A 26529-nucleotide genomic window follows, 5' to 3' on the forward strand; every position below is an offset into this window, starting at 1 on the left:
ACAATCTTGGGAATCACTTCTAACTGCAATAAACCGATAAAATGACATTAGAGAAAGAGCGAAGAACTATAGGAGTTTTCGCTGGGTATTCCGATGCACAATTGGTACTTCAGGAACTAAAAGCTTCTAATTTTCCAATGGACAAAGTTTCTGTTATTGCACGGAATACAGAAGAAAGTGATATTGCTGGTGTTAGAATCATCGAAAACACTGGCAATACATCCTTAAAAGATGCTGCTGGAGCTGTTGCTAGTGATTATTTAGGAAATATTGCTGATTTATCAGTCGATCTAGTCCTCTTGGTAATTCCTGGTATAGGCCCAGTCATCTTAGCCGGAGCGGAAGTAACAGCGATCGCTACCACTTTAGCAGGTGGTTTATCCAGTTTGTTCCTAAGTTTAGGAATTACTGAAAAACAAGCACAGGGTTATAGCGATCTTGTCTGTAAAGGTTACTATTTGGTGATAGTAACCGGTATAGACATAGAACTTCGTCTTGCCAAGAGGATTTTTAATCGCCGCGATATTCAACAATGGGGAGTCTTTGAGCCATACTCGACCCCAAATAATCGCTACAAATATGCACTTGGTATTTTTTACCGACATCAAGATGCACAAGCAGCGGTTACTGAATTGAAAACCGCCGGCTTCCCAATGAGTCAAATATCAATAGTTGTTAAAAATACAAGCAATCTGGGTGATATTTCTGGGGTGAATATCAGCAGTTCCCAAGATAAATATACTACTTTAGGAATTTCTGATGAGCTAACTAAATATTATGAGCATCATCTGACTCTTGGCCATTACTTATTAGTACTAAAAGGCACTGATATCTATGTAGCAGGTGCAAGAGCTATTTTAGAGAGTAACAAAGTTCAACATTTTAGTATTTATAGTCAATCCGAGCTTGATGCAGCTAGAAGCGATCGCCAGGTGATTAATAACTTCTAGTTAAATATTAAGTTGATATCAACAGATTTTTCGACACGCCATGATTGTGCGTGCATGTTCCTAAAAATACTTTTGTACTATAAATTATATACTTCTATTGAAACCTTGACTTTGTTGTGGAATGGATGCTGCTGGCGATCGCTAAGGTTACGGTTTGTGTAGATTGATGTATAATGGCATAGATGTCATATGCAATTGCGAAATACACTATATCTAGTGTCTAGATAAATTACGTTTTAATTAATTGAATTTTACCGATTAGGCTGTTTAATTTTACTATCCAGTCTTTTTATTAATTTCAAATTTATTGAACCATTACAATATAACTTTAAAGATATCATTTTTAGCTAATGTTAAATTTAGAATCTAAGCAAAAATTTTTACCTATCCCCGGCAATATTAAATTAAAAATATAATCAAGTAATTGCTTCTTTTGAAAGAAGTTATACTATTGAATGGCTTCTTGTCAAAATCTTAGATAAAAATATTAGTATTTAGTTATATACTTATTTAAGTGCCTTACATTTGTAAAAAGTTAGGATACAAATGATAATAGTTAGGGTGCAAAAAATTAGGTATATCCTAGATAAACTAAATATCCCCCATTGATTTTGCACAGCCAAAACATAATCAAAATAGTCTCAAAAACAGAAATAATTTGAATACGTGCCTGGAGTAATGTTAAACCGTTTGAAGATTGGACCCAAGATTGGAGTGAGTTTTGCCTTGAGTTTGGCAACTCTGACCACCATTGGTTTCATCTCCTACCAAAGCACCAATGAGCTTATTCAAACTTCGCGCAAAGAAAGCCATACTTACCAGGTGTTAAGTCAGCTAGAAGACCTCAACTTGCAACTGACAAATGCTGAGACAGGCCAACGCGGTTACATTATTACTGGAGAACAGCGGTATTTAGAACCTTATAACGCTGCTATTCAAGTACTGAATCAAAAAGTTAAAGAACTTCAAAGGTTAACGGCAGATAACCCCAACCAACAAAATCGGCTTGATATTTTACAGCCACTACTAACCGAGAGAATGGCTGTAATGAAAGATGTCATAGAGCTACGGCAAAGCCAGGGCTTAGAAGCTTCTCAAAAAGCTGTTCTGACAGACCAGGGTAAACAACTGATGGATAATATCCAGAAAGTTATCCAGGCGATGAAAAATGAAGAGAATACACTGCTAAAACAGCGCTCTGAGAAGGCACAAGCAGCTGGTCGGCAAACGCTCGCCAGCATTTTCTATAGTATTCCCTTATTTTCTTTGCTCTTAGCTTTGATTGGATTCGCCTTGACCAGACATATCTCGGTACCGCTGAAGCGAGTTTCTGATTTGGCAGAAAAAATGGCGGATGGGGATTTATCGGTAAGTTTACCAGATAGCGATCGCCAAGATGAAATTGGTGTGTTGACGCGCACCTTCAACGAGATGATCGTTAATCTGCGAAACACAACTCAAAAAAATGAGGAGCAAAACTGGCTCAAATCTAACTTAGCTGAATTTACTCAGATGCTCCAAGGGCAGCGAAATCTGGAAAGCGTGTCTAGTCTGATATTGTCGAATTTAGCACCACTAGTTGGAGCATCACAGGGCGTTTTTTATCTGATGGACTCCATAAACGACCAGCCTGTGCTGAAGTTGCTGAGTGGTTATGCTTATAAAGAGCGAAAAAACCTAGCAAATCAGTTTCGTTTGGGTGAGGGATTGGTGGGACAATGTGCCCTAGAAAAACAAAGAATCCTCCTCACAGAAGTTCCCAGTGACTATATCCGCATCACTTCCGGCTTGGGAGAAGCACCACCACTAAATATTATTGTCTTGCCCATACTATTTGAGGAACAGGTAAATGCTGTAATTGAACTTGCCTCTTTTGGGCCTTTTAACCAGTTGCACCTAACATTTTTAGAACAATTGAGTGAAAATCTGGGTGTATTTTTAAATAACATCGCTTCACAATTGCAAACACAGCAACTACTTGAAGAGTCTGTTGCTTTAACAGAGGAACTGCAAACCCAGCAAGAAGAACTACAGCAAAGCAATCAACGCTTGGAAGAACAGGCGCACGAGTTAGAAGAATCACAATTCCTTGTCAAGCAATCTAACGAAGAATTGCAACAACTAAATGAGGAGCTAGAAGAAAAAGCAGAATTGTTAGAAGTTCAAAATCGGGAAGTGGGCCGCAAGAACCAGGAAGTCGAGCGAGCGAGGAAGTCTTTGGAAGAAAAAGCTGCACAACTGGCTCTGTCTTCCAAATATAAGTCAGAATTTCTGGCGAATATGTCTCACGAATTGCGGACACCGTTAAATAGCCTATTAATTTTAGCAAGGCTACTGGCAGATAACTCTCTTAACAACTTGACCGACAAACAGGTAGAGTACAGTCGGACTATTTACTCGGCTGGAACTGACTTGCTGGAATTGATCAATGACATTCTAGATTTGGCAAAAATTGAGTCCGGTACTATGTCGCTCGATATTGAGCAAATTGCTCTTGCAGATTTGGAAACATCTCTAGAGCAGACTTTCCGGCAAGTTGCCCATAATAAAGAAATCAGTTTTACTATTGAACGGGATGAGAAGTTACCCCCGACAATTTATAACGACTCCAAACGTCTGCAACAAGTCCTGAAAAATCTCCTCGCTAACGCCTTTAAATTTACAGAACAGGGAGGCGTGAAGTTACAAATATTCCAAGTTGATAATTCTACGATCGCTTTTGCCGTCAGCGACACGGGCATAGGCATTCCAGCCGAAAAGCAGAAGATTATTTTCGAGGCATTTCAGCAAGTAGATGGCACAACTAGCCGCAAGTACGGCGGAACTGGCTTGGGCTTATCCATTAGCCGTGAATTAGCTCAACTGTTGGGAGGGAGAATTGAACTACTCAGCCAGCCAGGACAGGGAAGCACCTTCACCCTTTACTTGCCCAAACAACAGGAAAAGCACGGTCAAAATATCACCACACCAATCCTTGAGCCAACCACCCCAAGCCGCACAGCATCGACCATAAAAGAATTGCCAATGGTGGAAAACAGACCCCCAACTGTAGACATCTCTCCATCAGTGAAAGTACTTCCCAGCTTACCCCACGATATTCCAGATGACCGAGAAATAATTCAACCGGGCGATCGCATTTTGCTAATTATCGAAGATGACGATAAATTCGCCCGCATCTTACTAGATATGGCACGTCAGCAGGGTTTTAAAACTATTGTTGCTTTACAAAGCAAACAAGGTCTAGCACTGGCAGAACAGTTTAAACCTAATGCGATTATGCTAGATATCCACATGCCAGAGATGGATGGTTGGACGGTGCTGGATCGTCTCAAACATAAACCAGATACCAGACATATACCAGTACACATACTTTCTGTTGATGAAAGACAACAACGGGGATTACAGCTAGGAGCAATTACTTATCTCCAAAAACCCGTGTCTCCAGAAGCGCTAACTCAGGTATTGACTGAGATTAAAGGCTTTATTGAGCGTCAGGTAAGAAATCTCCTAATTGTAGAAGATGACCCCGTACAAGCCCAAAGTATTATCGAACTGATTGGTAACGGCGATGTCCAGAGTACAGCAGTCGGTACAGGGGCAGAAGCTCTCTCGATTTTGCGATCGCATCACTTTGATTGTATGGTACTCGATCTCGGTCTGCCCGATATGAGCGGGTTTGCCTTAATTGAGCAGATAAAACTTGAACCCAAACTTTTGAAACTGCCAATAATTGTTTACACCGGTAAAGAACTCAGCCGACAAGAAGAAACCCAGCTGCGGGGACTAGCAGAAACAATTATTATTAAAAATGTGCGATCGCCAGAGCGGTTGTTAGACGAAACTGCCCTATTTTTGCATCGGGTGCAAGCAAATTTGCCCACACCAAAGCGGCAAATGTTAGAGCAACTACATCAAACTGACCCAGTGCTGGCTAATCGGAAAATTTTGATTGTAGATGATGACCTCAGAAATATTTTTGCCTTGACTAGCTTTTTAGAAAGCTATCAAATGCAAGTGCTATTTGCCGAAAATGGCAGAGATGGCATAGAGAGGCTGCAAGCTAATCCTGAGATTAATATAGTTTTGATGGATATCATGATGCCAGAAATGGATGGTTACGAAACCACCCGCGCCATCCGCCAACAACAACAGTTTCGCTCACTACCAATCATTGCTTTAACTGCCAAAGCTATGCCAGGTGACAAAGAAAAGTGCATTGAAGCTGGAGCCTCTGACTACATCACCAAACCTGTAGATACCGAGCAGTTGCTTTCACTACTTCGGGTTTGGCTATATCGTTAAGGAAGTAGAGAGTCTCTCGTTCCCATGCAGAGCAAATCCCCGTTACAAAACTTGATTACGAATTACGAATTATTTTAACTTTTGCATAAATTCCTGCTGTTCAGTGGCAGCTAAACCTGCTTGCAGGACAGATAACACCGTTGCCATTTCTCCTGACAACAAGGCAGGTACTGCTAACCACAACCCCGGAAACACTTGAGAGCGAATAATTCCCTGGTCATCAATTGGTAGCGAAACATACTCGTCCGCTTGCAGCCTAAACCAATCTAATTGATTATCTAATGTTCGCCAGACAATATACTCCTGTACTCCATTGCGTCGATAGGTGCGTTTTTTGTCATGTAAATCAATGGCTGCACTGCTTGCTGCTACTTCTATCACCAGTTCGGGTGCGCCTTGGATATAATCATCTTCACTAATCGATGCCTGTCTGCCGGGAATGAATAGTACCGCGTCAGGCTGTGGTTCATTATCTGGATCTAAACGCACTGTGGGTTCAATTCCCAAAATAACGCCAGGGGTTGCAGTTTTATAGTTCCATAACCACCCGATCAAGTCTCCATGTGGTTCGCCATGACTTTTAATTCTCAGTGGCGATGCCGTGATATACACAACTCCCTCAACCAGTTCAGCTTTTCTTAAATGTGGCATTGCCTGATAGCGCCGCTCAAATTCGTAGCGAGATAAGCCATCGCCATTTTCCAAAGGTAAAACTGAAATGACTTTTTTAGGAGTTGTAACCATTCCTTTGTCCTCTTTACCCAAATTGTTCAAACTGAATCAAAGTATTCTAATTTGACACTGCTGCATTTATTTTACTCCACACATGAAAAAGCTCCTTTCGACTGAAACAGGAGCGTAATAACTAAAAGCCCACACTGACCCCCCAAACGGGTACAGTGTGGGTAATTTATGCCTATAACACTAATGGCAATCTTAGCGAAACATACTACTAACTGAAGTATCTTCATGAATTCGCCAGATAGTTTCTCCCAACAGATTAGCTACTGACAACACCACAAGTTGTGGAAAACGATTGTTTTCTGGTATGGGAATAGTATTGGTGACAATGACTTCCTCAAACAAGCCACTAGACAACCGCTCCATCGCTGGTGGAGAGAATACTGCATGAGTTGCACAGGCATATACCTGACGCGCTCCTTCTTCACGCAGTAATCGCGCTCCTTCTGCGATCGTTCCCCCAGTGTCGATCATGTCATCTACTAACACTGCCGTTTTGCCTTTAACATCGCCGATGATATTTAACACTTCAGCAACATTATGTGCCTGACGACGTTTGTCAATAATTGCCAGTGGAGCATCATCCAGTTTTTTGGCAAATGCTCTGGCACGCGCTACACCGCCAACATCGGGGGAAACAACCACAAGATCGGGCAGTTCTTTGCTTGCTAGATAATCCAGCAATACTGGCGAACCGTAAACATGGTCAAAGGGGATATCGAAATAGCCTTGAATTTGAGCCGAGTGTAAATCCATTGCTAGAACGCGGTTGGCACCTGCTTCCACGATCAAGTTAGCAACCAGTTTAGCGGTTATTGACTCTCGTCCTGCCGTTTTGCGATCGGCACGAGCATAACCATAGTAGGGAATTACTGCCGTTACCTGTCGCGCAGAAGCTCGACGACAGGCGTCAACCATAATCAATAATTCCATCAAATGATCGTTGACGGGTTGACAACATGGCTGGATTAAATAAACATCACAACCTCGAATCGATTCTTGGATTTGAACGTAAAGTTCTCCATCCGCAAATCTTTTGCGAATCATTGGCCCCAAGTCCATACCCAGATAACGAGCGACTTCTTGAGACAGTTGTAAATTGGCAGAGCCAGAAAACAGCCGCAGGCGATGATTATCGTTCAGTCCTGTTGCAGATGGTTGCACTTTGAAAGTTGCAGAACTGAGCACAGCAGATCCTCTATGTGCATTCATAGTAATATTATCATTAGAGATTTAATAGATTTAACCAAGAAATAGCCTAAAAAAACATCTGTAAGTTTTATTGAAGCTTCCATACAAAATTTAAACATTTTTCCATGAAATTATTATTCGCTACTTATCTAGTCTTCTTGGCAAACAAGCTATTCATAGCTTAACTGACATCAAGTCGATGCACTAGGTCTATAGTTCAATTTTTTGGTTGAGGTAAATAAGCCTAATTGCTTAAACATTATTGGTGTGCTAAGTTCTTCTAATTACCTCATTGATAGCTGACAGTAAAGCATTGACAACTTTAGTTGATATTAAAAAGTTTGTTCTCACACAGTATAGCACTTGTAACTAAGTAGTCAAAGAGTAGCTTATTACTCTATAACCTACGCATTGACAAAAGTGACAGTTATTATAAAGCCTAAAAAAAGCTGGCAGTGGACAAAATTTATCCACGCACTAGCAAGTTTTTAGATAAAGATTAAATAAAGATGTTTTTTTGATACTTAATCTTACTTAACACAAGTAATTTAATCTAAGTAATTTATTGTAAATATTTTTACTTAAAAGATTTTAGTTGAATATAGAAAAATTGTTGAATATCATTGATATTGAATTTGTTTGCGAACATCCTGTCAAGTAGAAGCGACGAATCACATCTGAACTAGTTAGTGACCGTATTATTGCTGAGATAAAATTAGGACTTTTGGGTATGCCTGATTTTTGAGTGGTTGCGATCGCTCTACTTGGGTGCAGCGAGAACTGCCTCTGCCCAGCGATTCAAACGAATCGTAATTTTGGATGTTGGGGCGATCGCCGAGCGAATAAATTCGGTAAATAGCCCAATGGCAGAATTTTGAGAACTTTGCAGATGAAAAATTTTAAAATTTTTTGATGCAGTAGCCCAAATCTGGGATCGAAGAGAAACGCCATCTAGCTTAAATAAGAATTGACAAAATCAAGATTTGTAGTGCTAAATAAATCATTATTGAGTGAGATATAGCGATTACCAGTTACGTGAGGTATAGATAATATTTTGAAACGCAAAGGGACGCAAAGTAAAGCGCAGAAGTACTCAGAGATTTGTACCTCAGCAGACTAGGAAACGCTATAACACTATTCTTTATAAAGACGATCGCTAGCTATTTTATTGTGCAGAAGCTTGGCTTACACAAGCACAGTTAGCCGATTGCAATTTTTATTTTTCCACAGGATTGATTGAAAAAGAGATGAGTGATTTGTATAACTTCGATTCTCAAGTTAATTTTGAATATTTCAAAATTTATCGTTTTCTCAGGCAGAGAAATTGAATTGAGGAGTTATGCAGTAGGAAACAACCTTGCTCTGGTAGAGTCTACTTGTTGAGTATAGTAGAATATTGCCGCAGGTAACTGTCCGTCGCCTCTTGGACTTAATCTTTGTGGGCGATCTCCTCAGTTGCTACTACACTCAATCAACCGATCATGCAACCACCGATTACAGTTGGCACTGTCTTGCAAAACCGTTACCGCATAATTCAAATTCTCGGACAAGGAGGATTTGGTAGAACCTATCTGGCAGAAGACCAGAGGCGCTTTAACGAACTTTGCGCGATCAAAGAATTGAATTCAACAGCAAGGTCGGCTTTGGATTGGGAGAGGGCACAAGAGCTTTTTCACCGAGAAGCTGCCATTTTATATCAAATCGAACACCCACAAGTGCCGAAATTTCGGGAAAGATTTGAGCAAGACCAACGCTTATTTTTGGTGGAGGACTACGTTGCAGGTCAGACTTACCGCACTCTGCTGGCTGAACGTCAAGCTGTGGGTAAAACTTTCACAGAGGCTGAAGTATTGCAGCTAATAGAGTTGTTGTTGCCTGTTTTAGAGCATATTCACAGTCGAGGCATTATTCACCGGGATATCTCGCCAGAAAACATTATTTTGCGAGATAGTGATGCGAAACCTGTGTTAATTGACTTTGGGGTAGTGAAGGAACTGGCAACGCGTTTACAATCGCCAAATAATCCCCTGCCAGAAACCACCGTGGGAAAATTAGGCTACTCTCCCAGCGAACAAATGCAAACAGGAGGAGCTTATCCTAGTAGTGATTTGTATGCATTAGCGGTAAGCGCGATTGTTTTGCTGACTGGTAAAGAACCAAAGGATCTATTCGATCAAAACCAACTAACTTGGAATTGGCAGCGGTGGGTAAAAGTGAACCCGCGATTTGCTCTAGTGTTGAATCGAATGTTGAATCATATACCGAGCGATCGCTATCAAAGTGCTACTAGTGTATCTCAAGCACTACAACCTTTACATGAAGTCAGTCTTCCGAATGTAAATGTGTCTAACTTGCAGACAATGGCAGTTAGTCGCCGTCCTGACTTAGTAGCACCAGCAGCTTCGCCCAAGAAAACCGATCCTGTGATTCCACCAAGTCCCACTAACTCAATTTTGGATAATCCGTTAGCGATCGTCGCAATTGCCATTGGTGTAGTGATCGTAGCAGGATTTGGTTCTTGGGCAATAGTCAGTTCCATCCGCAGTCAGTCAAAAACATCAGATGAGACGCTTCCACAAAATTTCCCTTCACCAGTAATTTCTGGTGGTACTACATTCACACCGACACCGACATCTATACCCACACTGACACCAACACCGACATTAACACCAACATCCACACCTACTAACGATCGCCCTGTTATATCTACTAAGCGCCTCAACCTTACAACATCTAACCCGATCGCGGTTGAAGGTACTCTCAAAGCAAATCAAATTATCCAATACAGCTTTTTTGGACGAGAAGGTACTAAATTAAATACGTCTATTGACCCAGGAAGCAGCATTTTGCTAACAGTCTTAAGTCCCAATGGACAACCAATTGAGAATACTGCCCAACAAGTCACATTTTATCAAGGCACATTGTTGGTTACTGGTAGATATACTATTGAGTTAACTCTGCTTTCAGGTGTTGCCGAAAGCAATTACAATCTCAATGTTGCATTAGAAAAACCAGTCAAACCAATTCCCACAGAGACACCTTTGCCAATTCCCACAGAAACACCCTTGCCAATTCCCACAGAAACACCCTTGCCACTTCCTACAGAGACACCTTTGCCACTTCCTACAGAAACACCCTTGCCAATTCCCACAGAAACACCCTTGCCACTTCCGACCATTACTGAAGCGCCGACTTTGCCGCCGACTGATGGAACCCAACCATTTTCTGGCCAAAGAAATTAATGTTAAACACACTACTGATTACTGGAACTGATACGGAAGCTGGTAAAACTGTTTTAACAACAGCGTTAGCAGCTTATTGGCAAAAATATTACCCGCAGCATCACTGGGGAATTATGAAACCGATTCAATCGGGGATTGGCGATCGCGAGTGGTATCAAAAGCTATTCGTGCTAGAACAATCTGCTGAAGAAATTACACCTTTATACTTTCAAGCACCTCTGGCTCCTCCCATAGCAGCAGCAAAGGAAAATCGCCAAGTAGATTTAGCAGTAGTTTGGCAAGCTTTGTCTAAGTTGCGATCGCAGCGTGATTTTGTACTTGTAGAAGCCTTGGGAGGGTTAGGTTCGCCAATAACTGAAGAATTAACGGTAGCTGATTTAGCGGGGGAATGGCGTTTACCAACAGTATTGGTAGTACCAGTGAGATTGGGTGCGATCGCTCAAGCAGTGGCGAATGTAGCATTAGCTAGACAATCGCGCGTCAATCTCAAAGGCATTGTTTTGAACTGCGTACAAAGACGAACGGATGCAGAAATAGCCGACTGGACACCATCTCAATTGATTCAATCACTCACTAACACGCCAGTTTTAGGCTGCTTACCCTATCTAGATAACCTGACTGATTTAGATAAACTTGCTCAAATAGCATCAGATTTAGATTGGGAAACACTAATACCAATTCAAAATTCAAAATTCAAAATTCAAAATTAAGAAAGCCAGACACAACAAAGGTATGTCCGTATGTATCTGTTGCATTCTTTTTTCAAAGTGGTATAAGACTTGAGAATGATTTAAATTGACATTACCGAAGGAAGGCAGGGGAGAAATCAATTCAAAATTCAAAATTCAAAATTCAAAATAAAAGAACTTCTGCCTCTTGCCCCCTGCCTCCATCCTAAATAGCCTTCATTGACAGACTGACAACGAATGTCGCCCCCTGTCCAATTCCTGGACTTTCGGCTAACACTGTACCACCGTGTAATTCTACTAAGTGACGGACGATCGCTAACCCTAATCCTAGTCCGCCATGCGATCGCGTGCTGGAACTGTCAGCTTGACGAAAGCGTTCAAATACATGGGGTAGGAATTCGGCAGCAATTCCCGCTCCCGTATCACTCACCCGAATTTGCACGTAAGATTCAATACACTCTAATTGCACATCAACCCTGCCGCCCTTGGGTGTAAACTTGACGGCGTTGGAGAGCAAATTCCACACAACCTGTTGCAAGCGGTTGGCATCGCCCACAACTATCTCCACTTTCGGGTCGAATTTACATTTGATGCTAATCTCTTTAGCCTGGGCTGCTGGATACACAGTATCAATTGCCGCCTCTACAAGCGATACAAGTTCAACCTGCTCCCTCTTTAAATGGAGTGTGCCTCTAATAATTCGTGATACATCGAGAACATCTTCAATTAGTTGTGTCAGGGATCTAGTATTCCGTTCAATTGTCTCTAGTGCCCGGCCAGTAGTAGCTCGATCGAAGTTTCGAGTTATAAGTAGCTGTGTCCAGCCCAGTATAGCATTGAGGGGTGTACGGAGTTCGTGGGAGAGTGTGGCGAGAAACTCATCCTTCATCCGGTTTGCAGTTTCGGCATCGGCGCGTGCTGCTTGTTCGCGTTTCAGCAGTTCTTCGCGTTCTTGCTCTGCTTGCTTGCGATCGCTAATATCAATCATGAATCCATGCAGTAACTGTGGGCCATTTTCATCCCGCACTACATTTACAATGTCATATAGCCAGACAACTCTGCCATCAGCAGCTAACATTCTGTATTCAAATTCGTAATTATTTAGTGATAAAGAAGATTCTTGGCAATACTGAATAGCCCACTTCCCATCTTCTGGATGCATATTTTTTTCCCAGAAATTATCGGTGTACCAGTCTGATAATGGATAGCCTAGAATCTCAACAGTTTGCGGCCCTACGTAAGTAAAATTCCCAGTATTAGCATTTACCTCCCAAGGAATCACGCGGACTTTTTCAGTCAGCATCTTTAACCGTTTCTCGCTTTGTTTGAGAGCTGCTTCTGCTAACTTGTGAAGTGTAATATCTGTGACAAGGGCAACAAATCCTGCAACTTTCCCCTCCTGACTGAACTGGGGAATGTAAGTGACATTCACGTAACGGTTTGTGCCATCTTTATCGGGTAATTGGGTTTCGTAAGTTACTTGCTCTCCTGAAAGTACTGCTTCTACATAAGGAAGAATAGACTGATAAACCGACTCTCCCAAAATTTCTCTAATATGTTTACCAGAAATTTCGGAAGCAGGAAGCTCATACCAGTCTTCATATTCTTTATTATTAAAGCGATAACGCTGCTCGCTATCAACATAAGAAATCTTGACGGGCACAGCATTAGTAATTAGGCGCAGTTCATCTTCTCGTTGACGGAGTGCTGCTTCTGCTCGTTTGCGTTCTGTAATGTCGCGTTGAGTTCCCCACGCTCTCACTAAAAACCCATTTTCGACAATTCCCACTAGATTATTCAAAAAATATTTAGAATTACCTTGCTTATCTATTTCATGAGACTCGGCATCAATTAGTCGGTAGTTAGAACGGATAAAGTTACGCAGGTATGCAATATTATGTGGATCGGAGGCAACAAGAAAGTCTCCTAATCTGACACCGATAATTTCTTCGGCACGAGAACAGCCATACATCTGTGCCATAACATTATTGCATTCTGCCAAGTAAACATATTGGTAAAAATGTTGAATTTGTTCATCTTCTGGACAATCTAGCGAAATTGGTACTTCCAGTTCGATGCACCAAATACCTTCTGAACTCTGCTCTAAAAAAGTGCGGTAGCGTTCTTCGCTTTGGGAAAGGGCAAGTTCTGTTTGTTTGCGTTTGCTTAAATCAATCACAAAAGAAATAATATGATTTTGGTTATTTTCTAATAAAGCAGAACCTAACAGAATAGGAACGCGGCTGTTATCTTTGCGGATGTATTCGTTTTCAAAAGGCTGACACACGCCTTTAGTTTTGAGTTCTGCGATTGCACTGTTGTTAGTTTCAATATATTCTGGTGGGATCATGTCGTGCCATCTGACTCGTCCTGCTAGCAAATCCTCCTGAGAATAACCTACCATTCGTAAAAAAGCATCATTAGCTTCTGCAATCGCCCCGTCCATATTGGCTACAATTACCCCAATAATGTTGGACTCTACCAACCTTTTAAATCTGGCTTCGCTCACCTGTAGTTTCTGCAAACTCGTTTGAAGATGTTGTTTGGCAGTGCGTAATTCTGAGTTCAGCAAGTTAATAATTGTTGTCACCAGCACAAACAAGCATAAGCGCAGTATGTTGTCAAGACTTACAACCAAGAGCGAAAACACTGGTTCTAAGAAAAAGTAGCTGACGGCTAAAGTAGACAAAGCAGTAGCCAGTAACCCTGCTTCCATACCGCCATACCAGGCACTAACCGCCACAGCAGCAAAAAATAGCAGAAAAATACTTGGTTTTAGTAGTGGCTGTAGCAATAGTGTTAATAGCAATACGCTACCAACAGCCAATAGTGCCACAGCATAAGGCGCTAGAAGAGAACGTGTTCCTTTCAATGTGGCTTCTCCTTTTATGCAGCTAGCTAAAAGATTATTCCCAAAATCAGCTAGAAAATGCGTAGGCGTAGCCCGTCATAGACAATTTTAAAAGCATATATTTTGCCTTCTAATTGTGAATTTACCCAAAGAAAAAAAGTAATAAAAGTCAACCCAGCTATTAATATAATCTGCGCCTGCAATTACAGATGTTTCAGCAAAAAGCTCTGTCGCTGTTCTTTGTAAAATTCAGACAGGTTATTGTTGGTTTGTCGATAGGACATTCCATGACTAATGAGCGCATCTAGTTGGGTTTTGTCGGAGTTAGTTGGATGAATCATGCACTTTTTGCGTTATTAGTAATCAATAGACTAGGGAATGAGGACTGGGGACTGGGGACTGGGGACTAGATACTAGATACTAGATACTAGATACCAAGTACTGAGGACTAGGAAAAACTTTCCCATCCCCAGTCCCTAATCCCCAGTCCCTAATCCCCAAAATGGCTCGTACCCCTACATTAAATTTTGATCGTGGCACATTAATTTTGCATCCACCACCACGCGGTAAAGGTTGGATGGACTATGCTACGTGGGATGATAGAGTTGAAAAATTCCGCATCCCAGCAATTAGATACCGATCGCTAGTGGAAGCACTACAAGCGGAAGATGTGAATTTTATCGATGAGGCCAAGCAATTTTATCCTGTAGATTTGGTTCCTACTCTGGAAATGGAACCTTATTCTCACCAGACTGAGGCGCTAGCAGCTTGGAAACTGGCGGGTAGGCAGGGAGTAGTTGTGCTTCCCACAGCGGCGGGAAAGACTTATTTGGCGCAAATGGCGATGCAGTCAACGCCGCGCACGACGCTGATTGTAGTACCAACTTTGGATTTGATGCATCAGTGGTATGCACATTTAGTAGCGGCTTTCCCCGATGCTGAGGTGGGATTACTAGGAGGTGGTTCGCGGGATCGAACAGCAATTTTAGTTGCAACTTATGATAGTGCCGCAATTCATGCTGAGACGTTGGGAAATCAATATGCGTTGATTGTTTTTGACGAATGTCATCATTTACCAACAGATTTTAATCGAGTAATTGCAGAATATGCGATCGCACCTTATCGCCTGGGACTCTCCGCGACACCGGAACGTACTGATGGCAAGCACGCTGACTTAAATATCCTCATTGGTCAAGAAGTATATCGCAAACGCGCTGAAGATTTGGCAGGGAAGGCATTAGCAGAGCATGAAATTGTCCAAATTAAGGTAAAGTTATCGCAACTTGAACGGGAAAGATACAACCAGTTAATTCAAACCCGCAACGACTTTTTGAAGCAATCAAAGATTTCTTTGGGGAGTTTGCAAGGTTGGCAAATGTTCGTGCAAATGAGTGCGCGATCGCAATCTGGGCGTAGGGCAATGTTAGCGCATCGAGAAGCGAAAGATATCGCTTTGGGTACTGATGGAAAGTTGCGAATTCTGATTAATTTATTAGCAGAACATTATCCATCACGAATTTTGATTTTTACTGCGGATAATGCGACGGTTTACCGCATTTCTCAAGAGTTACTAATTCCGGCAATTACTCATCAAACTCCTGTGAAAGAACGGCATGAGATATTAACCAAGTTCCGAGAGGGTAAATATAATACTTTGGTTGCTTCTCATGTGTTAAATGAAGGTGTTGATGTACCTGCGGCAACTGTTGCAATTATTTTATCGGGGACTGGTTCGGCTAGGGAGTATACTCAGCGGTTGGGTAGGGTTTTACGGAAGGGGAATATTGAGAATAAGCAGGCGATTTTGTATGAGGTGGTGGCGGAGGATACGAGTGAGGAGGGGACTTCGGCTAGACGGAGAGGGGAGAGAAGAGCAGGGGGAGCAGGGGAAGAAAAAGAGAGGAAAGGGAAGTTACAGGTTGTGTATGGAAGTGGGAAGGAAAGGAGTTTGAAGGCGGCGGAACAGTTAGAAATTAATTATTCAGTCCAAAATCCAAAACTTGTACTGAGCGAACTTGTACTGAGCGAAGTCGAAGTAGTCGAAGTATCTAAAATCCAAAATTCAGCAGATGTTACCAACAGATTTACTGATGCATCGCCAAAACGGGGAGGAGATCATCCCGAAGAGACTGAAGATTGATCGAGCAACTTCGGAGTTGGCGATTGAGTTAATTAATTATTTTCAATCAGCAGTGGGGAAGACTCAAGGTATGCTTGAGCGACAACTGACTGATTTTGAAGGAGATTCTACAGATTATCGGGTGAAGCGAGGATTAGCTTATATTCTCAAAAGCAGTTTTTGTACTTTTGAGGTAGTTAGTCCGTTGGAACCACAAATGTTAAGAGAACGGGTATTTTCGTTGGCTGCAAAGTCTGTTGCTAGTCGGGAATCAACCCAAGTTACTTTGAGTAAAATTGCTGATGAGTTAACTCAAGAACTTGAGCGGGAAGTTTTGTTAGAACAGGTTCGGAATGGACTATATGCTGATTTATCTGAAAATAAGATTTTGACAGTGTTTGATGCACCAACAGCGCCAGATTTGTTAAATCGATATAACTTATCTCAAGTACAGGGTGTGTTTTATAAGGCCAGTCAACTGGTGTTAAATGCTCACCGGAATGTTCCGGGAGAATATAAGTTGTTATTTCGCTATTTAAAGTTGTTTCAATTGATGGCTTATATTGAAGGTGATGCTGACCACGGGTTTACAATTACCATTGATGGGCCGACGAGTTTGTTTAATCCTAGTACGCGATATGGGTTAGCGATCGCTAAACTTATTCCGGCTTTACTTCACGTTACTAAATGGAGTCTTTCTTCGATTCTTCAAACCCGTGACGCTTATACAAATACCTGGAAAACTGGACGTTTTACTCTCAATTCTGAATGTGGTTTGGTATCCCACTATCCACCAGGTAAGCCCTACGATAGTATGTTAGAAGCATCTTTTGCTGATAAATGGGATGCATTGAAAAGTGGTTGGGCACTAGAGCGAGAAGTTGATTTGATTCCAATTCCTGGTAGTGTAATGATTCCTGATTTTCGCTTGGTGCATCCTGATGGACGCACTTTCTTGTTAGAAATTGTTGGTTATTGGCGACCAGAATATTTACAAAAGAAGTTTTCTCAGGTGCGGCGGGCTGGACGTGATGATTTGATTTTGGCAATTTCCGAGCGACTTAATTTAGAAAAAGCGGGAGTAAAATTAAATGATGTCCCCGCCAGAATTGTTTGGTTTAAAGATAAGTTATTGCCAAAAGCTGTGTTAGCTGTGATGGATTGAACAAGGAAAAATGACTGGAGAAATCATAACTAATTTATGCGAAGATGATATTATTTTTTAAACCCAAAATGTAACTTTTACTGATTGATTTGGCAAGAGACGCGGATCTTCTCCACAAGATATAGCTGCCATAATTGACTCGACAAATATATGAATTGTGTCCGCAGGCGTATTATAAAATTGTGTCCCGTATTTAGCGATCGCTTCCCCCTGAATACCCAAAATTTCCACGTCTTGGCGGATAATGTGTTGAGCAGTCCACCGCACAAAGGGACGCGCTAACTTATTCCAAATACCGTAGTTATAGGTGACATCGGTGTAAACCAGAGTTGAATTATCGGTTTCTGGAATAGATTGACTGGTAATGAACAAATGGCGATTCTGTGCCATTTTATATTCCACAGAGGTAATATTTGGCATATAAAAGCGATCGCTATGTTTAATCTCTGCACCCTGCAAATTCAGAAAACGGCTGTACCATCCCAAATTATTATTTTCGTTGCGATACTCCACCAAAACCGAACCATGACAGCGTTCTACAGTCATCTCTAACTTTTGTTGGCGGGAAGTACGGAAAACACCAGGATGAACAAAAGCCGTATGGGGAATATCAATAAAGTTCTCCGCACAATTAGTAACATTGTTAGCAAAACGGTTAATTACCCGCACCGTCTCCCATCCCGTTTGTCCGTAGTGAGGCATAGAAAATGGTTCAAGATTAACATTTGGGGTATCGGCTAACCGCACATAAACATAGCCATCCTGTTCTTTGGTAGCGTAACACTTGGCTCGACGTTGTGGGGAAGGTTTGAAATCATCTCCTTCGGCTGGAACAGCAATAACATTTCCAACCGCGTTATATACCCAACCATGATAGGGACATTGTAAAGCACCGTTACAGATTTTACCTGATGATAGACGGCTATTGCGGTGTAAACAGCGATCGCGCAAAGCTACGGGTTGTCCATCTTCACCGCGAAATATCGCTAACCATTCTCCTAAAACGGTGCGTGATAATACTTTGTTAGGTTGTAACTGTTCGCTGAGTGCGACAATGTACCAGAAATCTGCAAATTGCATAGTGGGTGGGAGCGATCGTATTTAAATTATGGCAATGTCTTGAGTAGAACAGCATTTCTGTAACTATCGAATTCCAAAAGAGCTAATTTACAATTAAAAATGAGATAACCTAAGACGAGGAAACGATCGTGACATTAGAACAATTGCAAAAGCAGGTATTAGAGTTACCAATTAGCGATCGCTGGGTATTAATGCAAACCCTGTTAGAGTCGCTACAGCAAGAAACTAGTTCTGAATTTAAAAAGGGTAACTTGTCTCGACTGCGAGGGATTGCAAAAGGTACAGAAATATCAAGTGAAAATATAGAAGTGGATTATATTAACTATCTGCCTGAAAAATGTTAATAATGCGAATTTTAATTGATACAAATAGTTAGATGGTTTTACCTTGTAGTAAGATTTTCAGGGAATCTTAAATGAAAACAGCTTATAAACTGGCAGGTAAGCTACGATCTAAGAGTATGTGCAACCAAGGCACTAATCTAATTAGCATAAATGTGTAAATAACTTATGAACTACGATATGGAAACAACCGAAAGCCCAAGGCTTGAAGTAGAGTATTACGGTGCTGACTTTCCTGTGGATACATTAGTGAAACGCATGGAAGAAGAAGAATTTATTATTCCAGGGTTTCAAAGAAAGTATGTTTGGGAAGAAGGAGAAGCATCACGCTTTATTGAAACCTTGCTACTTGGTCTTCCTAGCCCTGCACTCTTTCTTGCTAAAGATAAGTTTTCCAAAAAATATCTTGTTATAGATGGACAGCAGAGGTTGAGAACTTTACAGTATTTCTTTCAAGAATCTTTTCCAAATGGGAAAGTATTTAAGCTTAAAGGTGTTGTCTCACAGTTAGAAGGCTTAACTTATTCCACATTACCTTTATCGGAGCGTCGTGAGCTTAATAATGCAATAATCCACTGCATAATCATATCTGAAAATTATGATCCACGTGGAATATTTTATCTATTTAAACGACTTAATACTACTGGAACTGCCTTAAAACCACAGGAGATTCGGAATGCTCTCTATCATGGTTCTTTTAGTGAATTGCTTCAAGATTTATCAAAAAATAAAACCTGGAAAGAGCTTTATGGAAAGGATGATATTCGGGCTGATGAACAAGAGCATATATTAAGATTTTTATCTCTACATTTCGATGGAGAAAATTATTCAGGCAATATGACCAATTTCCTCAATCAATTTATGTTGAAAAATAAAGATTTAAATATAATTACTGAAACTGAGATAAAAAATATATTTTTAAATACAATATATTTTCTTAAAAATTGTATAGGCTCTAAAGTTTTTTATGAGAGAAACAAATTCCAAATTCTTTTTGATAGCGTGATGGTGATAACTGCTCAAGAGTTAGATAAAGGTTTGGAATGTTCAAAATTTAAAAAGTTTTATGAATTGCTGATTAATGACAAGCATTTCTGGTCATTTGCTAAACCTTCTACCACAAGTAGAAAAAATCTAATGACGAGGCTGGAGTATGTTGAAGAGCTTTATAGAAATACGCAGTTATGAATCAATCTATATTAGCTCATCGTCAGAAAATAGATAATCTCTTTAAAAAATTTGCTTCTTTCACAGAACCAGAGATTCAAAGTGAATGGTCAAAGTATCTATGTATCTTGATATCAGGATTCATTGAAGAATCTTTGAGAGTTTTATTAGAAAAATATTGTGAAAACAAAGCTTCACCAAACATTCAAAAATTTGTGACAAAACAGATACAAGATATAACAAACTGTAAAACAAGTAGAATTACAGAAATATTAGGCAAATTTAGCCCTACTTGGGAAAGCGAATTCACTAACAAAATTCAAGCTGAGAGTAAAATTGTTGATGAAATAAAAAACTCTATAGATAGTGTAGTTATTAATCGTCACAAAATAGCTCATGGTAAAAGTGTCGGTATGAGCTACAATAATGTATCGACTTGGTATAAGAATGTCAAAAAAGCTGTAGAGATTTTAGAAGAAATAATAAAGTAACTTTTACAGTTTCCATAATTTTATTAAACTAAGTCTTTAAACTAAGTTTAACTAATTCATCCTTCCATCTTCCGAATTTCAACATTATCTGTAATATCAAGCTGACAAGCTAACCGCGCATCAGGATTATTAGCTGTTAAAGTCTCCAACATTTCCTGTTCATCAGGTTGAGGAGGGGGAATATCACCAATAACCTCAACCAAACAAGTGCCACAAATACCAGTCCGACAACCAAACAAAACAGGTGAATTCTGAATCGTGAGATGTTCAGATAAACTTTGATGACATTTCAAAGTGATAGGAACAAAATCACTTCCCGGAAACGATATCTTACATAAATCAGCCATAATACGCAACATTTTTACCTAAACAACACTCTCCCATTCTTCTCTGTGGCTCTGCGTCTTTGCGTGAGCTAAAAATAAATCCCCTTGCTGTTCAAAACTTTGAAAAGCCCTTTGTTGAGTTGCCAAATATCGAGAAATTGAATTAGTAGCCATCAGTGACATATCCCGATTAGGTTGCCAAAGATAATCGAGCTTTTCAACATACACTTGATAAGATTTCATTGCCTCCTGATGAGTTGAAAAACTGCGCTGTAATCCTTCCGACTCCTGCGTAAAACAACGCCGCATCATTTCTTTAGCATCTTTGTCACTCATCTCAAAAATAGGCGATCGCAACACCCGATAAATCTTATTATACAGCGCCGGATCGTACCAAAATATCCCGTTAATCGCAGCCGAAAAATGAAAATGATCGCGTTGACATCCCAGCAATCCTAAATTAGCTACCAGTCGCTCAAATGCAGTCGGTGGCTTCAGACAAGTGACAACATCGTGAGATATAATTGTCGAACTATTGAAATGAAAACTTTCATCCATAAAGTGATAATAGGAGACTTTAGCAGAGATTGGAGCAGCTTCAGGATGAGGATGTTTTTGATAATAATTGCTGAGTTTGTGCTGTACTAACTTGCCGTTTAGTGTCCGCACTCCCCGGACTGTAAAATACTGACAAGCCAAAAAAGTATTATTCGCAGAAATCAGCCCAAAGTATTGAAGTTGAATTTTTTTCCACCAAGTTTTTAGAGCATTGGTGTCAGCATAAACCATCGTTTCTGTAAAGGGGCCGCGCATGGGGTAGGTAAAGATAAGTTCCCCAAACAACGCTTGTTCAACCTGTTTGGCAATTGTGCGGAAAGCGTTAATGTGCGATCGCTCTTGGGAAGACTCCAAATCTAATGTATCGCAGATTAAGCGAAAATCTTCTTGAGCGTAAAGTCCGGCTGCACTGGTTTGATTGAAAAATATAGTTGCAATTTCGGCAGAAACAATTTGTGAGTAGTAAGCTACCCAGTAAAGTTGGTTCAAAATTATACGCTGATGTTGAGTAGACTGTTCCCATAAAGGTGTACCATATAGCAGGGAAAATTCCTCTGGATTCCAATACTCGTTTTGACAATCTTCGTAGCGAAACTTGGTGACTGCTTCATCCATTAAAGCAGTATGATCTTGCTGTTTGTTGCGGGTGTGGTTGATTTGTAATTTGCGATGAATAGTTTTTTCCATATCCGTTTTTATTTAACGCAGAGATAAGATTGATATTTATTACACGCATTGATGGGCGGGGAGTGGTTCAAAAGCTCCGCGTTCTTCTAAATTTTGCAGGATAGACTGGGCTGATGTTCCCCCCATGAGCGATCGCAATATTTGTAATCGCGTTCCACTGTGGGTTTCTGTATCTAGTTCTTCTAAAACTTGGATTTTTTGCGATCGCGTCAGATGTCCTTTCACTTGTTCGATTGCTATAAGTAAACTTTGCGGCCCCACCTGTACCATAAACAAAAACTGTGCCAATACATCAAGAATTGTTGTTTGACTGAATGCTGAAACAGTAATTTGATTAAACAAGGTGGTTCCCGTAGCATGATGACGGGATTCAGATTGTAAAAAACTGGAAAAAAGTTCTGCTAAAGCTGGATGGCGACATTCCTTAGCTAAACGCCGATAATGGCTTAAACCCCATCCTTCTAAAACAACTTGCAGGACAAACAATAAAACTGTTTTATCTGCACTTTCAACCACTTCTGATAGTAAGCGCAAAAACGGATCGTCCGTATTAGTTACTTCCATTTCTGGTAAAAAATGGCTAATTTGGTGAAGGTGGGTAGCTTCATCAGCCGTAAACAATCCATAAAGCATTCGTTCTTCAACTGTTTCTGCTAACAGTACCATTTTTGCCATGTAGCCAACCCCTGCTTTCTCGATGAAATATGATTCTTCTAACAGGCTGCGGTTGGCAAGTTCTAGAATAGCAGATTGTTCAGTAATATTAGATTGTTGAAAAATTTTGACTTGATGTAAGTTAAAAAAATCAGCATTCCAATAATTTAATTGTGGATAATTATCATAATTATTCTGATTGGGTAATGCTGCTGTCAATATCCGTCGCAAACGGTCATCAGAATCTGTGTGTGGTAGGTCAAAACCAACAATATTATATTTTAAATCCATTTTTTTTGTTCAATTAAAGTGAATTCAGGGTTATACTAATTCTCCGTAAGTTTACACTTAATAATTACTCCTTCTCTCTCTTGGCGTACTTGGCGGTTCGTTTAATAATTAATTGCATCTTCATAGCGAATTACTATTAGGTATTGATAGGGTTTGAATATTTGGATAATTAACAGTTTCCCAAGTTCCCCAGGTTAAAGCTTTCTGGTGATTAACGTGCTGAATAAATTCCAGAATAGATTGATCTGCTTTAGTGGGAGTCTTTAAATCAAACTGAATTGTCTGAAATACCTGTGTATCCCCTTTGGCAAAGTAATTACCAACTTGCTGAGTTAACCATAATAAACCACGATTTAAAATCCATCCCCAAAATCCTGGACGCTTAGGAGTGACAAGAATTGTTTGCCCTTCAGTTTTACCACCTTCTATCATTCGCAGTGTAAATATAATGTAGAAGTGCAGGAAATCCGGGCCTAGCGTCACAGTGCCAGTACTGCCATACCAGTAACACATACTATAAGTAACTTCGTTGCGATATAGAGGACGAATCAGGCGAATTAACCAGGAATCATCCCCTCCGCGTGTAGTGTTACTGAAGGTAATAGCGCTAGGGTTGAGGTTTTGAGAATCAAATACAATTTCTAAAGGTAAATTGTGTACTGTATTGAAATGGTGAGCATCAATTGCATTAATTAGTAAGACATTGGGATGGCAGTTTTTGACAAATTTAGTCCCCAATATGTAATCGCAATCTGTTTGTTCTAGTTCTGGTACAAAAGGCAGCGAACTTGGCTTTTCTTCTCCTACCCAAACCCAAATCATGCCGTACTTTTCCGCTGTATGCCAAGTTTTAATACACACAGGTAGCGGTTTTCCCAGAGAAGGAACATCTACACAAATTCCGCGACTGTCATACTTCCAATTATGAAAAAAGCAGCGAATTCCATCACCTTCTACCTTACCTTCTGCTAAATGAGCGCCCATGTGTGGACAATAAGCATCTATAGCTACTACCCGATCGCTAACTCCCCGATAAATTGCCAGATTTCTACCTAGCAAAGTTATAGCTTTTACCTTGCCAATTTTTAATTTTTTGGATGCTAATGCCCAGTACCATCCCTCTATAAATTGTGTTGGGTTGTTAAAGTTTGATTGTGGGTTTTTAGATACCATAAAAGTTAAATGACGACACAATCTTGCACAACTTGTAACGATGATTTTGACTCCCACATCCGTTTTCCAGCACGAGTGAGATTGTCATAGTTAATTTCAGTTAAACAAACTAATTCATCACCTAATCTATAGCCGGGGTTTTTGTCTTCAAAAAACTGGATATGGGGGTTAATCTGTCTTCCTGTGGGGATTTCAATTAACTCCTCACAGAGAATTTGGGGATGCGGAAAATTGACGATACCAGTTGATTCTTGGTATAAACTACCATAGTATTCGCGTGCTAAACTCACCATCAGATTTGTAACATCGGCAGGTGTTGTAACATCATAACGCGGATAGAAATCTTGCCAAAAAGTAGGGAGAAAACGATAAGTGCGAAAACCAGAGCAAATTAGCAGCCAGTAAAGTTTATTTTCTGCATAGTGTTGACGAAGAAAATTAATAGCGGCAATCCAACTACGTGGTAGTGTTGTACTCGACCAAGCACTAGGATCAACGATAGTGTCGCCGGAATATACCACACTAATTTTTTCTCCCAAAAAAGTCTTTTGACATAACATCAAAGTTGAAAATCCTTTGAGTATATTAGATGTTTCATCTCTTAACAACAAAACCCAGTTTTTGCGCTCTAGATCGATTTTAAAGCCATCCCAGGTTATACCTTGAAAGTGATTTTGCAGCAACGCATACATGGCGGTGCGATCGCTTCGCTGCAAATTTTGAACAGGAATCAGCAAACTCTTCATTACTCGTAAATTACTTAAATTCGATTTGTATTATATTTAATTAAAACTTTATCGACCATTATGGTAAATTTACGGTGTAATGTGACAGATTCCAGAATGGTTATTTACGTTATAATTCCGTATTCACATCTTGCACCCTCTCAATAAGAGTTAATGGAAATCGCCTACTCTACAAAATAATTAAGATGTATTTAGATTGAGAAACAAAACGCAACATTATCAAAGCTTTTGTTGAGTTAAGCGATCGCTAACCCAGTCTACTATTTTACACCCCTATTTTTTGACCATCGAGACGGTTCTAGCTGATTTACATACTCCATATATTCAGCTAATGGCCGATCGATACTAAGGAGCAACTTCGGATTAAAGCGAATATTATCGTAAATTTTGCCATCCTCATCTCTGAGCATATAGTAAGCTAACCGAGTACAGAATAACAAAAATTGACTTTGCAGATACCCTAGAATACCTTGACGTTTTTCAGTTACATAAATCGGTTGAATTATCGTTTTTCCAGATGAAATTGGAGTATAAGCATATATCATATACAGTGGGGGAAAAAGCCTGACATCTTTCATCATTGTTAACAAACCAATGCAACCATGAGCATAACGCATTGAATATTGATATGTAGAACCAAGAAATCTTTGACCTAACTTTTCTCTCCAAGTAGTTTGAGGGAATTGTCCCCGCATTGTAAAGTCTATTTGTGTGCCTAATTCGCTGCGATGTAGCGACAAATCCATTTTGATATCTAAATGATGAATTGTTTTTAAATGTTGAGCATCAATCCCATTCATCATACAAATATGATGATGGCAACTTCTGGCAAATGCAATATCAGCTTGTGCAACAATTTCTTTTCCCTTCAATTCATCAAAATCAGCCACTCCCTCTGGTGCTTTAGCATCTGGGTAAATCCAGATAAATCCATACTTTTCCTCTGTTGCATAAGCTTGTAATTTAGCTTGAGTAGGAATTTCTGATTGACAGGGAATATTTTGACAAAGCCCTGTTTCATCAAATGCCCAATGATGAAATGCACAGCGAATCCAATTACCATCAACCTTCCCAATTCCTAAATCTGTCCCCAAATGAGGACAAGAAGCATCCAAAGCCCGTACTTGTCCATCTTCACCTCTAAAAATGGCAATTTTTTGACCGCATACTTCTACAGATTTTGCTGTTTTTTTAGGGATTTCATGACTAGCACAGGCAATATACCAACCCTTAGCAATTACATCCCAATTATTGAATAATTTCATAATTGTTTGATAAATAATTATTTAATATTTCCTGTCGCTGGCGAATATCATCTCGATATTTACCCGTCAAAATCCTAAATAACATTTTACCTAAACAATAAGATGCCCGCCAAGAAAATACAGCATCTTGTAAATCAATATGGCTACGCTCAAATAAAAAATGTCCAGATAATCCCAATAATTGAGTTAACGGTAATCCTAAGAGTAACCAAAAATTTTGCAATTTCCAAGTATAAAAGAGTAAACTGTAAAAAAATAATATTCCTAGAATGTGTAGAGTAATATTAATTGGATGTTGATGTTTAAGAATAAAAATATCCCAATAGTCTGTAAAAGGATGATCTTTAATTTTATTATTAATCCGATTTTTCAAATCTTGTTGAGGATTATAACTCATATCAAAACCTTTTAGAATTAATCCTTGTTTTAGTACGAAGATTTTGATCGCTCTATCAATAACTCAGTGTTAACACAGATAGCCATCGTATTAATAGGATATA

At 40.0% G+C, this 26529-nt stretch carries 21 protein-coding genes; 10 read left to right on the forward strand and 11 right to left on the reverse strand.

The genetic code is table 11. From position 1 onward, the window contains the following. Positions 1-41 precede the first annotated feature (41 nt). Positions 42-950 carry a hypothetical protein gene (locus tag RMZ42_RS23275; RefSeq protein WP_322673643.1) on the forward strand — a complete coding sequence of 303 codons (909 nt, stop codon included), beginning with the start codon at positions 42-44 and terminating at the stop codon, positions 948-950. 678 nt (positions 951-1628) lie between these two features. Next, positions 1629-5252, forward strand: a complete 3624-nt coding sequence (locus RMZ42_RS23280) for a response regulator (RefSeq protein ID WP_322673644.1) — start codon at positions 1629-1631, stop codon at positions 5250-5252. A 69-nt stretch (positions 5253-5321) separates the two neighbouring features. Here RMZ42_RS23280 and RMZ42_RS23285 read toward each other — a convergent pair whose 3' ends face one another. Then, the gene (locus RMZ42_RS23285) at positions 5322-5996 is read right to left on the reverse strand and encodes a Uma2 family endonuclease (protein ID WP_322673645.1); all 675 of its coding nucleotides are present in this window, start codon (positions 5994-5996) and stop codon (positions 5322-5324) included. Between the two features lie 192 nt (positions 5997-6188). After that, on the reverse strand, positions 6189-7205 hold the full coding sequence (locus tag RMZ42_RS23290) for a ribose-phosphate pyrophosphokinase (RefSeq protein ID WP_322673646.1): 1017 nt from the start codon (positions 7203-7205) through the stop codon (positions 6189-6191). A 728-nt stretch (positions 7206-7933) separates the two neighbouring features. Here RMZ42_RS23290 and RMZ42_RS23295 point away from each other — a divergent pair. The 3 genes from RMZ42_RS23295 to bioD all read left to right on the forward strand — a co-directional run bounded on the left by RMZ42_RS23295 (position 7934) and on the right by bioD (position 11136). Then, positions 7934-8062 (forward strand): hypothetical protein, encoded by a 129-nt coding sequence (locus RMZ42_RS23295; protein ID WP_322673647.1) that lies wholly within the window; start codon positions 7934-7936, stop codon positions 8060-8062. 603 nt (positions 8063-8665) lie between these two features. Continuing rightward, the gene (locus RMZ42_RS23300) at positions 8666-10426 is read left to right on the forward strand and encodes a protein kinase domain-containing protein (RefSeq protein ID WP_322673648.1); all 1761 of its coding nucleotides are present in this window, start codon (positions 8666-8668) and stop codon (positions 10424-10426) included. Further along, entirely contained in the window at positions 10426-11136 is a 711-nt protein-coding gene (gene bioD, locus RMZ42_RS23305; RefSeq protein WP_322673649.1) for a dethiobiotin synthase, read from the forward strand. Before RMZ42_RS23300 ends, bioD begins: the two co-directional genes overlap by 1 nt. A gap of 184 nt (positions 11137-11320) precedes the next feature. On the opposite strand, the gene RMZ42_RS23310 is transcribed toward bioD, so the two are convergent. Continuing rightward, complete coding sequence (locus RMZ42_RS23310) at positions 11321-13987, reverse strand: PAS domain S-box protein (RefSeq protein ID WP_322673650.1); 2667 nt, start codon at positions 13985-13987, stop codon at positions 11321-11323. Positions 13988-14468: 481 nt separating this feature from the next. Here RMZ42_RS23310 and RMZ42_RS23315 point away from each other — a divergent pair, with 481 nt between their 5' ends. Continuing rightward, entirely contained in the window at positions 14469-16106 is a 1638-nt protein-coding gene (locus RMZ42_RS23315; protein WP_322673651.1) for a DEAD/DEAH box helicase, read from the forward strand. Further along, positions 16036-17250, forward strand: a complete 1215-nt coding sequence (locus RMZ42_RS23320; RefSeq protein WP_322673652.1) for a DUF790 family protein — start codon at positions 16036-16038, stop codon at positions 17248-17250. The genes RMZ42_RS23315 and RMZ42_RS23320 overlap by 71 nt, the downstream gene beginning before the upstream one ends. A 57-nt stretch (positions 17251-17307) precedes the next feature. Here RMZ42_RS23320 and RMZ42_RS23325 read toward each other — a convergent pair whose 3' ends face one another. After that, positions 17308-18330 carry an aromatic ring-hydroxylating dioxygenase subunit alpha gene (locus RMZ42_RS23325; protein WP_322673653.1) on the reverse strand — a complete coding sequence of 341 codons (1023 nt, stop codon included), beginning with the start codon at positions 18328-18330 and terminating at the stop codon, positions 17308-17310. Between the two features lie 128 nt (positions 18331-18458). Here RMZ42_RS23325 and RMZ42_RS23330 point away from each other — a divergent pair, with 128 nt between their 5' ends. The 3 genes from RMZ42_RS23330 to RMZ42_RS23340 all read left to right on the forward strand — a co-directional run bounded on the left by RMZ42_RS23330 (position 18459) and on the right by RMZ42_RS23340 (position 20329). Then, a complete protein-coding gene (locus RMZ42_RS23330) occupies positions 18459-18674 on the forward strand; it encodes a hypothetical protein (protein WP_322673654.1) in 216 nt (71 codons plus the stop codon). Between the two features lie 177 nt (positions 18675-18851). Continuing rightward, positions 18852-19859 (forward strand): DUF262 domain-containing protein, encoded by a 1008-nt coding sequence (locus tag RMZ42_RS23335; RefSeq protein ID WP_322673655.1) that lies wholly within the window; start codon positions 18852-18854, stop codon positions 19857-19859. Beyond that, positions 19856-20329, forward strand: a complete 474-nt coding sequence (locus tag RMZ42_RS23340; RefSeq protein ID WP_322673656.1) for a HEPN domain-containing protein — start codon at positions 19856-19858, stop codon at positions 20327-20329. The genes RMZ42_RS23335 and RMZ42_RS23340 overlap by 4 nt, the downstream gene beginning before the upstream one ends. A 56-nt stretch (positions 20330-20385) precedes the next feature. On the opposite strand, the gene RMZ42_RS23345 is transcribed toward RMZ42_RS23340, so the two are convergent. From RMZ42_RS23345 to RMZ42_RS23375, 7 genes are all read right to left on the reverse strand, one after another. Continuing rightward, positions 20386-20688 (reverse strand): 2Fe-2S iron-sulfur cluster binding domain-containing protein, encoded by a 303-nt coding sequence (locus tag RMZ42_RS23345; protein ID WP_322673657.1) that lies wholly within the window; start codon positions 20686-20688, stop codon positions 20386-20388. Between the two features lie 6 nt (positions 20689-20694). Continuing rightward, on the reverse strand, positions 20695-21900 hold the full coding sequence (locus RMZ42_RS23350) for a P-aminobenzoate N-oxygenase AurF (RefSeq protein ID WP_322673658.1): 1206 nt from the start codon (positions 21898-21900) through the stop codon (positions 20695-20697). 39 nt (positions 21901-21939) lie between these two features. Beyond that, positions 21940-22845 (reverse strand): ferritin-like domain-containing protein, encoded by a 906-nt coding sequence (locus RMZ42_RS23355; RefSeq protein ID WP_322673659.1) that lies wholly within the window; start codon positions 22843-22845, stop codon positions 21940-21942. 120 nt (positions 22846-22965) lie between these two features. Beyond that, entirely contained in the window at positions 22966-24018 is a 1053-nt protein-coding gene (locus RMZ42_RS23360; RefSeq protein WP_322673660.1) for an aromatic ring-hydroxylating dioxygenase subunit alpha, read from the reverse strand. Positions 24019-24023: 5 nt separating this feature from the next. Further along, positions 24024-24764, reverse strand: coding sequence for a hypothetical protein (locus RMZ42_RS23365; RefSeq protein ID WP_322673661.1), 741 nt, complete (start codon positions 24762-24764; stop codon positions 24024-24026). A gap of 260 nt (positions 24765-25024) precedes the next feature. Further along, on the reverse strand, positions 25025-26029 hold the full coding sequence (locus RMZ42_RS23370) for an aromatic ring-hydroxylating dioxygenase subunit alpha (RefSeq protein ID WP_322673662.1): 1005 nt from the start codon (positions 26027-26029) through the stop codon (positions 25025-25027). Continuing rightward, positions 26013-26426, reverse strand: a complete 414-nt coding sequence (locus RMZ42_RS23375) for an Mpo1-like protein (RefSeq protein ID WP_322673663.1) — start codon at positions 26424-26426, stop codon at positions 26013-26015. The genes RMZ42_RS23370 and RMZ42_RS23375 overlap by 17 nt, the downstream gene beginning before the upstream one ends. Positions 26427-26529 lie beyond the last annotated feature (103 nt).

The organism is Nostoc sp. DedQUE05, from assembly GCF_034530955.1.
Classification (GTDB): domain Bacteria; phylum Cyanobacteriota; class Cyanobacteriia; order Cyanobacteriales; family Nostocaceae; genus Nostoc.